This is a genomic window from Lacticaseibacillus styriensis (genome assembly GCF_030770295.1).
In the GTDB taxonomy this organism is placed as follows: Bacteria; Bacillota; Bacilli; order Lactobacillales; family Lactobacillaceae; genus Lacticaseibacillus; species Lacticaseibacillus casei.
Map to the genome: position 1 here is coordinate 1,420,089 of NZ_CP132483.1, position 13,641 is coordinate 1,433,729.

Below are 13,641 nucleotides of genomic sequence, written 5' to 3' on the forward strand. Positions count from 1 at the left end.
GACGATGTTAGAGCAGCCATATCTCGATCTTGCAAAAAAAGTCCTCGATGAAGGACATTTCAAACCCGATCGCACCCACACCGGCACTTACAGTATTTTTGGAGATCAAATGCGCTTTGATCTCAGCAAGGGGTTCCCGTTGCTGACGACTAAAAAAGTGCCATTTGGTTTAATTAAAAGTGAACTGTTGTGGTTCTTGCGCGGCGACACCAACATTCGGTTCTTACTGCAACACAAAAACCATATCTGGGATGAATGGGCATTTGAAAAATGGGTCACCAGTCCGGAATATCACGGACCGGATATGACGGATTTTGGTCATCGCCGGGTAAAAGACCCCGAGTTTGCAAAAGTTTATCAGGAAGAAATGGCTAAGTTCGACGAAAAGGTTTTGAACGATGATGCCTTCGCTGCGAAATATGGCGATCTCGGGTTGGTTTATGGGTCCCAATGGCGTGCCTGGCGCACCAGTACCGGCCAAACCATCGACCAGCTAGGGGATGTTATCGAGCAGATCAAGACGCACCCGTATTCGCGGCGTTTAATTGTATCGGCTTGGAATCCCGAAGATGTTCCGACCATGGCATTGCCGCCTTGCCATACGCTTTATCAGTTTTATGTCAATGACGGCAAGTTGTCCTTGCAACTTTACCAGCGGTCAGGCGATATTTTTCTGGGTGTCCCGTTTAACATTGCCTCGTACGCGTTACTGACGCATTTAGTCGCGCACCAGTGCGGGCTAAAAGTCGGCGAGTTCGTTCATACATTTGGCGATGCTCATCTCTATGTCAATCACATTGATCAAATTAAAGAGCAACTGACCCGCACCCCGCGTCCAGCACCAAAATTGGTTTTGAATCCGGATAAGCACGATATTTTTGATTTTGAGATGAAAGATATTAAATTGCTGAACTATGATCCATACCCGGCCATCAAGGCGCCAGTTGCGGTTTGACGGGCTTGTCAGGGGACTCATTAATGCGGCCCGTGGTATGATCAATTAAATCATTGATGGCAAAAGTGTTTATCCAGCGACTTGGAGATTTTTCAACGATCAAGGGGGAGTTTCATATGACCGAATTTTTATGGGCACAGGATCGCAATGGCATTATCGGCAAGGATGGCCATTTGCCTTGGCATCTGCCGGATGATTTACATTATTTTCGGGCACAAACGGTGGGCAAAATCATGGTTGTGGGTCGGCGTACCTACGAAAGCTTTCCTAAGCGGCCGCTGCCTGAGCGCACGAATGTTGTTTTGACCCATCAAGCCGATTATCAGGCGCCGGGGGCTGTTGTGCTGCATGATGTCCCTGAAGTCTTCGCTTACGCCAAGCGGCATCCTGACCAAGATCTCGTTATCGCAGGCGGCGCACAAATCTTTACAGCCTTTAAAGATGACGTTGATACTTTGCTGGTCACGCGATTGGCCGGAAGTTTTGATGGCGATACGAAAATGATCCCGTTAGATTGGGATGCCTTCACCAAAGTATCCAGCCGCACTGTTGAAGATGTTAATCCGGATTTGACCCACACGTATGAAGTTTGGAAAAAGTAGGCTTAATTCAACTTTAGTAAGCGCTACTTTTGGATGTATTAGTCTTTGCCAGTAAAACATGCCGGGGATAAAATCTCGGTAACAATAGCCAAGAAAAAACGTCTCTTCACATGACGGGAGAGGCGTTTTTTCGTGGCTATTTTACGTTTACAGGTAAAAGTAAATCGACAAGTACATACACAAGCTGCCAAGGATGACGAAGAGATGCCAGATAACGTGAATGTATGGGATGCCTTTTTGCAAGTAGAGCATGGCACCACCAGTGTAAGCTAGGCCGCCAGCCACTAATAAGCTGAATCCGACCGGGCCCAGGTGATGCCATAGCGGAACCATGCCGATCACGCAGAGCCAACCTAACACCACATAAATCATGGTTTCCAAATGTTTGAAGCGATTCAGGAAAAAGAGCTTATAGCCAATTCCCCCGAGGCATAAAGTCCAAATGGCGATTAAAAGACCGGTGCCTAGTTTGCCGCCAATGGCCACCAAGCAATACGGCAGGTAGGAACCGGCGATTAAAATGAAGACGCCGGAGTGATCCAGTACCTGCAAAACATGGCGGGCCTTGCTAAAATAGAAACCATGAAAGGCAGTTGAAGCAGTGTAGAGCAACATCAGCGAAACACCGAACCCGATAAGGCTGAATAATTCGACCTGACTACCACTGTTGATTCCCTTAACGCCTAACATGACGGTTCCCATCACGGCCAAGCCGAGTGCGAACGCATGGGTGATGGCGCTAAACATTTCATTGTTAAATTCATAATGGCTTGATTTTGACACGCGCATTGCCAACCTCCTTGAAGACAGCCGCGTAAATTTTGAATGCGACTGTCGCTGCTACATATCAAATTCTACCATGTTACGGTTTACAAAACAACACAATGTAGTTATGATAACTAGGTAATGTATACTGACATTGGTTAGGGAGTTTGCTATAATTATGACGGTAGACGAACCTAACAGAAAGCGTGGCTCAGACATGGCAAATATCAAGATCGTCACGGATTCCTCCGTTCAGCTGACTCCAGAAGAGATCAGCAAGTACCATATTACGGTTGTTCCGTTGACTATTATGATTGACAATACGGTTTACATTGACGGTGAAACGATCACCCGCGAAGACTTTATGGATGAAATGGCAGCGGCGCATAATCTGCCAAAGACATCCCAGCCGGCAATCGGCACTTTTACGGATGTTTTCGATAAGTTGACTGCCGATGGGAGCCAGGTGTTGGCGATTCATATGACGGAAACGCTTAGTGGCACCGTTAACTCAGCACGGCAGGCCGCGCAACTTGCAAAGGGCAAAGTGACGGTCGTTGATTCGTTATCGACGGATCGCGGGCTGGCCTTTCAGGTTTTGGCAGCTGCGGAAATGGCAGAGGCCGGTAAGGATCTGCAAACGATTCTTGATAAAATCAAGCAAATCCGCGACAACACAACATTGGTTTTAGGGGTCACGAGTTTGGATAACTTGGTTAAAGGTGGACGGATTAGTCGCGTTTCCGGTTTGATTTCGTCATTCTTGAATATCAAAGTTGTTTTGCAGTTGAAAGATGGCGAGTTGTCAGCGCTACGCAAAGGCCGCGGCATGAAGACCATCAATAACTTTATCACTGAAACAATCAGTCAAATGGCCAAAATGCCGAATATAAAAAGTGTTGGCATTTCAACGGCGGGTGCAACCGAGTTAGGTGAAGACGTTGGCAAGCGCATTGCGGAAGTCTTACCAAGCGTCCCGGTTCTGGTGCGGCCAACCGATCCGGTCATCGCAACCCACACCGGTCCCGGCGCCCTTGCGATCATTTATTACGTTGATTAAATTTTATATAAACTTCGATCGGCCGGCGTGGAGGCGTTGGCCTTTTTTGTTTGTGAGCGTGAACCGGCGCGGTTAGGAGCCGGAGCATAAGTGGCCTCAAGCTTAAATGGCTGGTTTTTGGCCATTTAGGCTTGAGGTCCTTATGTGCAGGCTCCTGCGCCGGTGAACGCGTTATAGAAAGCGAAAATTTGATAATACATTTGCCCGCAATAGAACACCGCCGCTTTAAATAGATTTTGGCCATTTAGGCTTGAGGTCCTTATGTGGAGGTTTCTGGGCTGGTGAGCGCGTTATAGCCAAGCGCAGGCCCAACGACACATCCGCACTCAACCAAACACCGCTTGCTAAACGCCAACAACCACCACGCAAAAATAACTGGTATCGATACCATAAAAACAAGTCAAAAAGCATTCACCTTTGTTTATTCACCCGCGGTCAAGTACAATAATCTATTATGACTAACAACACATGCGTTCATGGGAGGCAATATGGCTAAATTAAAAAATATTTTTATAGCTTGTGGCGTTGTGCTGGTTGCCTGCCTGCTGGCGTTTGGCGGGTGGCAGCTGTTTGGACCAGCAACTAGCCCAAGTGAGGTTAAAGTTGCCTCGAACACGCCTAAACAGATCCAGCTGACGGCGGTTGGCGATTCGTTAACTTATGGTGTCGGCGACGCAACCAACAATGGCGGGTATGTCGGGTTAACGAAAAGTGATTTAGAGGCAACCGGCCAGTATCAGGTCACGACGAAAAATTACGGGGTTAGTGGCGACACCAGCACGCAAATTCTCAACCGCATCAACAAACAGGCCAAGATCCGTACTGACCTGAAACGCGCCAATATCATTACCGTGACTGCCGGCGGAAATGATTTAATGCATGTCCTCCAAAAGCACTTTTTGACGCTATCTGAAAAGCAGATTACGGCAGGCAGTACTGCGTTTCAAAAACGCCTGACAACGCTACTTACCACGATTCGCAAGGAAAATCCATCCGCGCCGATTTACGTTTTTGGCATTTACAATCCATTTTACGTTTATTTTCCAAAAATGACGGCGATGACCAACAGCGTCACTGCCTGGAATCAAGCGACTCAAAAAACATTACAACAGTTTAAACACGTTTACTACGTTGATATTGACAGCGTTTTGTCGAGCGGGGACACAGCAGCAAACAAGGCTTCGGCTAAAGAAGCGCTCAAAGAAGCAACTTCCGGCGAAGGTAATCCGCTTATTTTCTCTCAGGATCATTTTCATCCCAATAATGCTGGTTATGCGCAGATGACGAAGCAGCTTATGAAACAAATACAGGCAACGAAGAAAGAGTGGGAGTAGGTAGGATGGAAGCAAAGAAACGATCACGTCAGCGAAACACGCCGCAGCCCAAAAAAATCAGAACCGGGATTAACTGGTGGAAATGGTTATTGCTTGTGCTGGTCGGGTTACTGCTGGGAACCGGTATCTGGTTCACGAAGACAATTTTGACACCGGTGAACATCAACACAACCGCTAAAACCGCCACGGCCACGAATGAACCGGTTTTCACCGTGAAGCTCACCAAAGCCAGCGCCAATCGCATCATGGCCCACTATTTAAAAAATTATCTGCGTGACAGCAACGTCAAATATGCGGTGACGCTGGGTACGAACGAGGCTGCGTTAAGCGGTAAGTTCAAATTTCTTGGCAATTCCGTTAAATTTCAGTTAACGTTCGATCCATTGGTTCTGAAAAATGGCGACGTGCTGCTCAAAGCGAAGGATCTGAATGTCGGTGCGTTACCGGTGCCGATTAGTTTTGTCATGAGTTATATCGGTAATAGTTATAAAATCCCGCGTTGGGTAAGTCTGAATAGTAAGGCCGGAACTGTTGTGCTAAAATTGAGCCAATTTAAACTTCAAAATGGGATGACACTAAAGGCCACCAAATTGGATCTCACCAATGATGATCTTGAATTTGCGGTTTATCTGCCTGATGAGCCGTAACCATTAGAAAGAGGCTGATGAAACATGAAAAAAGAAACTGCTATTTTTGCCGGCGGGTGTTTTTGGTGCATGGTTGAACCGTTCGAGGAACAACCTGGCATTTTAAATGTGGTTTCCGGTTATACCGGTGGGCATGTGCCTAATCCAACTTATGAACAAGTATCTTCGCATACGACCGGCCATACCGAAGCCGTTGAGATCACTTTTGATGCAGACGTTATTGACTATCCCGCATTGTTGGAAATCTATTGGCAGCAAACCGATCCCACTGATGCCATGGGACAGTTTCAGGATCGTGGCGACAATTATCGGCCGGTTATTTTCGTGAAAGACGAAGCGCAACGCAAAGCCGCTGAAGCGTCGAAGGCGGCGTTAGAAGCCAGCGGACGCTTCCCCGACCCAATTGTGACGCAGATTGAACCGGCCAAGCCGTTTTATCCGGCCGAACCGGAGCATCAGCAATTTTACGCCAAGAATCCGCGGCGGTACGCAATGGAACATGCACAACGCCAAGCTTTTATTGACAAAAACTGGAAGGACTAATCATGCATCGGACTTTTTACGAATATCTCATGACATTGCGCAATCCCAATGACCATGGGGAAATTGCCGAGTTTGCCAAGAACGCTTTTCTGGATCAAAGTTTTCCGAAACAGGAGAAAGATTACCATCGGCTAAGTGATTACCTGGAATTAAACGGTAATTATCTGCCGACAATGGCGATTTTTGATGAAACGTACCACGACTATCTGGCCAGCGAAAGCACAGGAGGCGATTCCAATCAATAAACACAAGGTTCCACTGTGGGCGGTCATTTTGATCTTTGTAGTTGCGCTTGGCGGCGGTGCAGCAGGCGGCTATGCCTTGTCGTATCAGCAGGCCCAACAAAGCGTGCTGAAAACCGGCGTTCCTAAGGCATTGGCACCTGTCGTTTCCGCGTACGAAACAGTCACCAACAATTACTACAAAAAGGTGAACACGACCAAGCTGACAGACGGGGCGATCAAGGGGATGTTGGGGACGCTTGACGACCCTTACTCGGTCTATTTGCAAAACAATGACAAAACCGACCTTGACGACACCATCTCTGCCTCGTTTGGGGGAATTGGCGCCACGATTCAACAAAATCACGACAGTCTGTCGATTGCCAGCATTTTGCCAGGCACGCCAGCCAAAAAAGCCGGCATGCAGGTAGGCGATGTCCTGCTCAAAGTTGACGGGAAAGATGTCGCCAAAAAGACGGTCACGCAAGCGGTTGACAAGATTCGCGGTAAAATCGGAACGACTGTTGCAGTGACGGTCAAGCGCGGCAACAAGCAGGCAACATTTTCCATGAAGCGCAAGAAGATTACGGTTGATACCGTGACTGGCAAGCTTGCGCCGGAAAACAAGCAGGTTGGTGTCATCACGATCTCCACCTTCAGCGAACCGACTGTGAAGCAATTCAAAGCAACCGTTAAGAAATTGCGCAAAGAAGGCGCGAAGTCGTTTGTACTCGACCTGCGCCAAAATCCTGGCGGCATGATGACAGCTGCTTTGTCGATCAGCTCGATGTTTTCCAAGAATGGCCAAACCGTGATGCAGATCGAAGACCGTAACGGCGCCAAAGAGGTCTACAAAGCTGGTAAGAAACTCGATGGCGGCTTTAAGATTACCGAGAAAACCGCGGTGCTGATTGATGGCAATTCAGCTTCGGCCAGCGAAATCACGGCGGCTGCATTGCACCAAAACCGCAATATTCCGTTAGTCGGTGAGAAGAGTTTTGGTAAAGGCACCGTTCAAAATGTCGGCGAAATGGGCAGTAACAAAGAGCTCAAACTGACCGTTGCCAAATGGCTCACACCAGACGGCACCTGGATCAACCACAAGGGCTTAACCCCCGATGTGAAGGTTGACTATCCGGCTGCGGCCAAAATCACGTTGATCAATGCGACCCAGCTCAAGCCCGGAGACAAGGGTAGCGATGTGAAATCCCTGCAGCAAATGTTGACGGCTTTGAAAGTTGGTTCTGTTAACGTTAACGGCCAATACGACGATGCGACTCAAGCTGCCGTCAAATCCTTCCAGCAAGCCAACAAACTCGACGCAACCGGCACAGCTGATCAGGGAACCTTGGCAGCTCTTGCCCAGAAGTTGAGTGATCAGCTGACCAAAGATGATCCGATGGTGAAAGCCGCGGTGCAGGAAGTCACGAAGTAAGTTAGATTGAAGTTATTTAGATGCGCGCATGCCTTAAGGGTGTGGGCGTATTTTTTTACGTTTAAATACTAATATAAATATTGATTGTGCAAAATTATACTGTATACTATTTGAAATAAAAGTATACTGGCTTAATTAAATAGCTAAGTCCTCGTGTGAAAACGGACTGTTAATCTACATCATCCTTACTTAAGCCAGAAACAAAGAAAGATGTGAGTTAATAAAATGCAAGTATCCGATTTTTTAGGAATGATCAAAAAGTTACAGTCGCAATCTCCGGAACATGCCTTGATGCTGTTGAACGCGCCCACAGGTACCGGGAAAAGTTATACAATTATCCGGGCTCTGTGCCGCTATGCCGCTAAGCACGAAAACTTTCGCGCCTTTTTTGTCACCGATCAAAAAAAGAATTTGAAAGAACAGGATTTTGAGGCTGCTTGGCGTGAAGAGTCAGGTGCAGTACATAAAGCTTTTAGTGAGCGAGTTGCGGTTGTTCGTTCGTTGGAAGATACCGTCAACAAATTGATCAATGACTGGGATCATCAACAAATCCCCGACCTTTATAGGAATTCACCTATTTTTAAAAAAAGTTTAGAAAACTTAGGAAATGCTTTTAAATCTTTTGGAATGATGAAAGAGAACGAATTTGATCTGAAGAATGCTTGGACCATGCTTAGCCGTGCTGATTATCAAGTTCGTCGGGCGATGATCACGATTTTGGCAGATAAAGCTCATGTGAAACTCAGGAACATCTCCGGAGAGGGAGCATCTGCGTTCAAGTTAAATAGTATTAGTAAAGGGAAGATCCGCGAATTTGTAAGTAAGCAACCGAAAGCGGATTCGAAATGGCTAAATGAAACGTATCCGACGTTTGATTTAGAAAAAAAGCAAATCATTATTTTAACAACGGCCAAGTTTATTAAAAGCTATACACCATTCTTCGAAAAACGATCAAAGGCATTCCGGTATTCTCCGATCCTGAAAGATGCATTAGTCGTCCTTGATGAATTTGATAGCACCAAAAAGCAGATTTTAGAGAGCGCTATTGATGAAGCCTTGAAGATACAAGCTGATTTAAATTCTTTGTTTGTAGATCTTAGCAAAGGGTTGAATAAAGTTAATGAAGGACAACTACCGGCCAAGCTGGGAAAAAGCTTCACCTCCCGCGATGCATTTAAGAGAATCCTGAACGACGCAGAACAACTGACAGCTGAGTTCAAACTGGACTTTCTGTACAAAATGGAGGAACAAGGGCGGGATTCAGGATTTGTTATGCACGTTCCTCAAACAAATTGGGTGAGCGTGGGGAAACCTTGGCATGCCTATTTTGATGAGGAATTAAGGCAAGTTGTGCTCGGTAGACAACCACGCAATGACTTAAATTTTCAAAGAATGTTGCCGAGAATTTCTGTGTTTCTTAAAGGTGCAACGAAGTTTATTTTGAATCGGGCCCGGGAATACCAGGTTTCAGAGAATCAGAAGTTAAGCTCGCTTGATGATGCCATGACGATCGAGGATGCCTGCTTCAGCATTTATGCTGCTTTGGGATTGTCTAAATCGCAAGCTAAGATTCTGTTTTCATTAGGCCATGACTTTTCATCTCCCACTAAGGTTAAAACGACGTATCACGCTCACAGTGGTCGACGTTTCCAGCAACGTGGGCTGAGTTTATTCCAGTTCACAAATGATCCCCAGCATGACCTGCAAACAAAAATTAATGCGTGCTTTTTCAATGAGACACCCGAACGTTCTTTATTGAATCTTTTAAGCAAGGCGAACGTTTTGGGTTTATCTGCCACTGCTACTTTGCCTACCGTGTTAGACAACTATGACCTTGATTATCTTAGAGAGATGCTTGGTCCGCGTCTGCTGGATGGTGTTCATTACCTGAGTGAGACGACCATTAAAGAATTTGACTTTGAAAGTCGCTATGCCAAACAGAATATTGAAGCCAAAGTAGAAACGGGTATTGTTGATCGTTCTTTTTCGGAAATACTTCCGAAAAACAATCAAAAGATTGATAACAAGAAAATCTGGGAACTAGATGCGGAATTGGCAAAGCTAGTGAATTGTATTCCGGCCTCGGAGCAATCACGGATTGACAAAAAGTACTTTACAAGACGATACCTCAACCTATTCAACAGTTTTGTCATTTTTCTGACTGATCCATCAATGACGTCGTTTTTGGGTTTGCAATCATTACTCCCCGGTGCTGATGGGAAAATGGATGAGAATTATATTAAGGGTACTTTTACAACGCTTAAAGAATTACTTGGTGGAAGGATGGGTATGAACACAGAACTTAGGATTGTCTCATCACGAAATCCAGAAAACCCTCAAAATCAGCTTTCTGATGCTTTGAATTTAGTTAGCCAAGGCGGTAAACGTGTCTATATTTTGAGCGCTTATCAAACGATCGGCATTGGACAAAATCTCCAACACGAGATGAATGAGTACGAAAGGGAGCAAGCTGCCAACATTGCGCCAAAGGGGGTTAGTAAAGATGATCCTCGTCAACATACCATTGATTTAGCCGGCATGTATTTAGGCGAAGTCACCCATATTCTCAGCAGCAATTTGCCGTTTGGGATGGATGCAGCAGGGCTTCATTCCATTATTGAGCGAGAATATCTTTTTGATGCTAATGAGATAAACATCAAATATCTAAATGAATATTTAACTAGCTTACAACAGCAAAAGCTTAAGAGGCATCCTGAATATGCTCGCAGTCTTTATGTCAGCTATTCACGGACCATCATTCAAGCGCTTGGAAGAATGAACCGTTCTTTCAACAAAATGCCCGTAATCCGCCTTGTTATGCCTTTGAATGTGTTACAGATGGTGACGGACAGTGGTATCGACGTAGAGAAGACTGGTCAAGAATATCGCTGCTTACTGGTGGCTGCTAAAGACTGGGAGCGTGACTTTGAGAAGCCTAGTGCTGAAATTGCCAAACAGAATGCGACATTTAATACATTTCGTGATTTTCGATTCGTTTTGGCGTATTTACAGACCAGTAAAAGCTGGGCACAAATCTATCATGACACCAGATGGTTTTATGTACGCCACCCCACTGTGAGCGATAAGGATTTGAAATCCAGTCAGGTCTTTCAACAACGTGACGACGAATTCGGTTTGCAATATTTATTGAACGAGCATTTAGATGTCAGTTATGAAGTCAAACCAATCAATCATAAAAGAGGTCAGTTTGATTTTAATGGAACCGGTATGGAAATTTCGGCTGAAGCGGCAGGTTTAGTCGCAATGTGTCGTTATCCAGGTCTAAAAGAGGCACTTGAGTCGCTAGATATTCCGACAAAGTGGGAACCAAATGAACGGATCTTGAATCCAGCCCAGTTTTACAACTATCGCGGACTGCTTGGCGAAGTGAGTGGTCAGTTTATCTTTCAAAACGAGTGGTCGCTTAAGTTAGAGGATTTTTTCAAGCCTGAAAATTACGAACTGTTTGATTTTCAATGGGAAGGAAAAGTGGCCCTTGATTTCAAAAATTGGCGTGATGCACCTGACGTTGACACAAAAGCTGAACGTCAAAAAGTTGAAGCAAAGCTGGCAAAATTACAGGCTAACACGCAACGGAAATGGCGTGTCGTTATTATTAACATTCTGGCCAGCAATCAAATACAACCTGTTATGACGGTTGACGGGAAGATACTTGAAATCTCCGGTCTCATTGATCATCAAGGAAAGTTTTTACTAACGCCTGAGCAAAAATTAAATGTTTGGAGGTTCCTGAATGGAACAACAGTCAATGATTCGAACGACGCGATTAGATTACAAGATTAATATGATGCAGTTGCAAGCAGATTTTAAGTTCTTGTTTGTGAAGATTAAAGATCGAAGCGCCTTTAAGGACTATAACAAATTGCTTGCATCATGGTCGCCAGAGGCCGTTACGAGTATCAGAGATCGTTACAAAAAGGGTGACTATCTCATGATGTTTCGCCAATTACCAGCCATACCGACCATTGCCGGTTTGGAATTGCACGAGATACTGCTGGAAGATATGGTGAAGTTCAAAATCTATCCTAACCATTTATTGCAACTACTGTTAAATCAGCAATCGGCAAACGAAAATTCACTTTTGGAGCCTTGCAAGACACCAGAGCTCTTGATCTCTGGGCAGGATTGGTACCGAGAATTTCGTGATATGCGCCAGCAGTATTATGCACTGAAGTTAAAGGTTAATTGGCAGCAGGATCTGGATTTGAGCATTCAAACTTTCACGCAAGTAACCGAATTCCAGTGGGACAAACGAATTTATCAATATGATAGCGAGCGCGAACGCTTTCAACGCCGTTACCAGCCGTCACCCGGAATCTATTTTGTCCGGGGTAATCACACATCAAATCGGAATTATATCGACTTTCTATCATTGAGAGATTTATCAAGCTTCTTTAGATGCAAAGTTGGCGTCGCGCAACTCGTTCTCGACAATCTTAATTTACATGCGGGAAAATATCTACTTCGTCCTGTGACGTTCCACAAAAGCTTAGTCGAACATTCTTCACGTTTGAAGCTCAGCAAACGTGAAACCATTTGGCAACAATTAGCTGGATCTTCACTTAATATTTATGCGCAGGAGAATGATCTGTTATCGCAGGAATTGGCTGATCAACTGGCTGACCATTTGACTCGAAGCCAACTGGTACGTAAAAACAGCGTACATGTTGTTCGTTCGCAGAAAATTCAATCTGGGTTCAACATACAGGTTATTCGCGATGTCCGTGGTAGCGCGGTGGAGGATGGTTATGAAGTAGCTAAGAATGATCAAATTGTTCAACATGTGACGGTAGAAAATTTCGGTCATTATCAGGAGGACAACGAGGAAATCACGTGGAAGCCAAAGGTGTCAGGGAAGCATCACGATCCTGCGCGAGATGTGGCGATAGTAAAACTTATTCAAGAACTATGTATTAAGCGTGACTTGGCAAATGGGAAATTAAAAACGGTGGAACCAAAGCTTGCCAGTCTGACGCAGCCGCTGGAGTTTTACTACTTCGCCTTCTTGAAAAAATCCTTCGATCCCGAAGTAATGGTTATCAAATTAGCCTTTACACCAGAGATGGAACTAAGGTTTTCTAAGAAAAAAGTGCGTTTAAATGCTTTAACCAGCGATGATGAGTATACGCAGGTTTGCAAAAGGGTGTTTGATAGTCTTGCGGCTCCAAAGTTTTATTCTGTATGGGATAGCGTGGACTGTGTCGTGCGTTTTGGAAATAAACAACTGTTGATTCAACGCCTCAATCGTACGGTTATGCCAGATGGTAAACAAATCCGGAAACAGCTGGAACTTAATAGGCCTGACAAACCCCTTACGAGAAGCGAAGTAGTTGAAGAATTAAAAAAACTGCGGCCAATGGTTTCCGGAGACTCAGACTATGTTGCGGCATACGAACAATTGCAAGCACTCGTGACTAGTATGCCACCCAATTTTCCCTTAAAAGATTTGGATGAAGCAGCCCGCAAAGCAGGACTCAATCCGAAGCGTCGCGATATGAGACAGGTTAACCAGTTTTTGACCGAAAATGCGACATTTACACTGAAAACAACCTTACAGCGAGAATTGCCGGACTCGCCACTTGCAGGGATGAAATGGATTGGCCTTACGCGTATCGAAGAAGGCGAAGGGCATTTTAACACGTTTTACTTCGTAGGCAGCGATAAATCGTTAAAACCGGTTGTGAATCGTGCGGTGACACTGCGCCGTCTTTTGCCGCTAGCAGGTGACGCTGGCATAATTGATGAATTATTTCCTAAACTGGCAGCTATGATGAGCGTCGAGTTTGTCCGCAGTGGGCAGTACACAGTCGTACCATATCCAGTGAAATATCTCAGAGAATATTGGGGTAGTGTAATGAGACAGCATCCGGAATATCGATAGATCAAGAATAATTAATGCCAGAAGCTTATCTTGACCTTTAAATTCTTCCAGTAAACCACCGAATTTGCCGCAATAGGCACAGCCGATCAGGAAACCTTGGCAGCTCTTGCCCAGAAGTTGAGTGATCAGCTCACGAAAGATGATCCGATGGTGAAAGCCGCGGTGCAGGAAGTCACG

11 protein-coding genes are annotated in these 13,641 nt (G+C 45.3%); 10 read left to right on the plus strand and 1 reads right to left on the minus strand.

The features are described from left to right. The first annotated feature begins 4 nt into the window (after positions 1-4). Positions 5-955 (plus strand): thymidylate synthase, encoded by a 951-nt coding sequence (locus LACSTY_RS06855; RefSeq protein WP_087912119.1) that lies wholly within the window; start codon positions 5-7, stop codon positions 953-955. 116 nt (positions 956-1,071) lie between these two features. Then, entirely contained in the window at positions 1,072-1,557 is a 486-nt protein-coding gene (locus LACSTY_RS06860) for a dihydrofolate reductase (RefSeq protein ID WP_087912120.1), read from the plus strand. A 147-nt stretch (positions 1,558-1,704) separates the two neighbouring features. Here the strand turns inward: LACSTY_RS06860 and trhA are convergent, their stop codons facing one another. Continuing rightward, on the minus strand, positions 1,705-2,346 hold the full coding sequence (trhA, locus tag LACSTY_RS06865; RefSeq protein ID WP_025013422.1) for a PAQR family membrane homeostasis protein TrhA: 642 nt from the start codon (positions 2,344-2,346) through the stop codon (positions 1,705-1,707). 193 nt (positions 2,347-2,539) lie between these two features. Here trhA and LACSTY_RS06870 point away from each other — a divergent pair, with 193 nt between their 5' ends. The 8 genes from LACSTY_RS06870 to LACSTY_RS06905 all read left to right on the plus strand — a co-directional run bounded on the left by LACSTY_RS06870 (position 2,540) and on the right by LACSTY_RS06905 (position 13,464). Next, complete coding sequence (locus tag LACSTY_RS06870) at positions 2,540-3,382, plus strand: DegV family protein (RefSeq protein ID WP_025013421.1); 843 nt, start codon at positions 2,540-2,542, stop codon at positions 3,380-3,382. 488 nt (positions 3,383-3,870) lie between these two features. After that, complete coding sequence (locus LACSTY_RS06875; RefSeq protein ID WP_087912122.1) at positions 3,871-4,716, plus strand: SGNH/GDSL hydrolase family protein; 846 nt, start codon at positions 3,871-3,873, stop codon at positions 4,714-4,716. A 5-nt stretch (positions 4,717-4,721) separates the two neighbouring features. Beyond that, on the plus strand, positions 4,722-5,363 hold the full coding sequence (locus LACSTY_RS06880; RefSeq protein WP_025013419.1) for a YpmS family protein: 642 nt from the start codon (positions 4,722-4,724) through the stop codon (positions 5,361-5,363). 24 nt (positions 5,364-5,387) lie between these two features. Continuing rightward, positions 5,388-5,906, plus strand: coding sequence for a peptide-methionine (S)-S-oxide reductase MsrA (gene msrA / locus LACSTY_RS06885; RefSeq protein ID WP_087912123.1), 519 nt, complete (start codon positions 5,388-5,390; stop codon positions 5,904-5,906). 2 nt (positions 5,907-5,908) lie between these two features. Further along, positions 5,909-6,151, plus strand: coding sequence for a YozE family protein (locus LACSTY_RS06890; RefSeq protein ID WP_010488395.1), 243 nt, complete (start codon positions 5,909-5,911; stop codon positions 6,149-6,151). Next, entirely contained in the window at positions 6,093-7,562 is a 1,470-nt protein-coding gene (locus tag LACSTY_RS06895) for a S41 family peptidase (RefSeq protein WP_439898599.1), read from the plus strand. The genes LACSTY_RS06890 and LACSTY_RS06895 overlap by 59 nt, the downstream gene beginning before the upstream one ends. Positions 7,563-7,787: 225 nt before the next feature. After that, complete coding sequence (locus tag LACSTY_RS06900; RefSeq protein ID WP_087912124.1) at positions 7,788-11,366, plus strand: DEAD/DEAH box helicase family protein; 3,579 nt, start codon at positions 7,788-7,790, stop codon at positions 11,364-11,366. Further along, positions 11,317-13,464 (plus strand): hypothetical protein, encoded by a 2,148-nt coding sequence (locus LACSTY_RS06905; protein WP_087912125.1) that lies wholly within the window; start codon positions 11,317-11,319, stop codon positions 13,462-13,464. The genes LACSTY_RS06900 and LACSTY_RS06905 overlap by 50 nt, the downstream gene beginning before the upstream one ends. Positions 13,465-13,641 lie beyond the last annotated feature (177 nt).

Bases quoted from the DNA above. Each gene is read 5' to 3' on its own strand.
- LACSTY_RS06855 (WP_087912119.1), top strand. From the start codon at position 5: ATGTTAGAGCAGCCATATCTCGATCTTGCAAAAAAAGTCCTCGATGAA.
- LACSTY_RS06860 (WP_087912120.1), top strand. From the start codon at position 1,072: ATGACCGAATTTTTATGGGCACAGGATCGCAATGGCATTATCGGCAAG.
- trhA (WP_025013422.1), bottom strand. From the start codon at position 2,346: ATGCGCGTGTCAAAATCAAGCCATTATGAATTTAACAATGAAATGTTT.
- LACSTY_RS06870 (WP_025013421.1), top strand. From the start codon at position 2,540: ATGGCAAATATCAAGATCGTCACGGATTCCTCCGTTCAGCTGACTCCA.
- LACSTY_RS06875 (WP_087912122.1), top strand. From the start codon at position 3,871: ATGGCTAAATTAAAAAATATTTTTATAGCTTGTGGCGTTGTGCTGGTT.
- LACSTY_RS06880 (WP_025013419.1), top strand. From the start codon at position 4,722: ATGGAAGCAAAGAAACGATCACGTCAGCGAAACACGCCGCAGCCCAAA.
- msrA (WP_087912123.1), top strand. From the start codon at position 5,388: ATGAAAAAAGAAACTGCTATTTTTGCCGGCGGGTGTTTTTGGTGCATG.
- LACSTY_RS06890 (WP_010488395.1), top strand. From the start codon at position 5,909: ATGCATCGGACTTTTTACGAATATCTCATGACATTGCGCAATCCCAAT.
- LACSTY_RS06895 (WP_439898599.1), top strand. From the start codon at position 6,093: ATGAAACGTACCACGACTATCTGGCCAGCGAAAGCACAGGAGGCGATT.
- LACSTY_RS06900 (WP_087912124.1), top strand. From the start codon at position 7,788: ATGCAAGTATCCGATTTTTTAGGAATGATCAAAAAGTTACAGTCGCAA.
- LACSTY_RS06905 (WP_087912125.1), top strand. From the start codon at position 11,317: ATGGAACAACAGTCAATGATTCGAACGACGCGATTAGATTACAAGATT.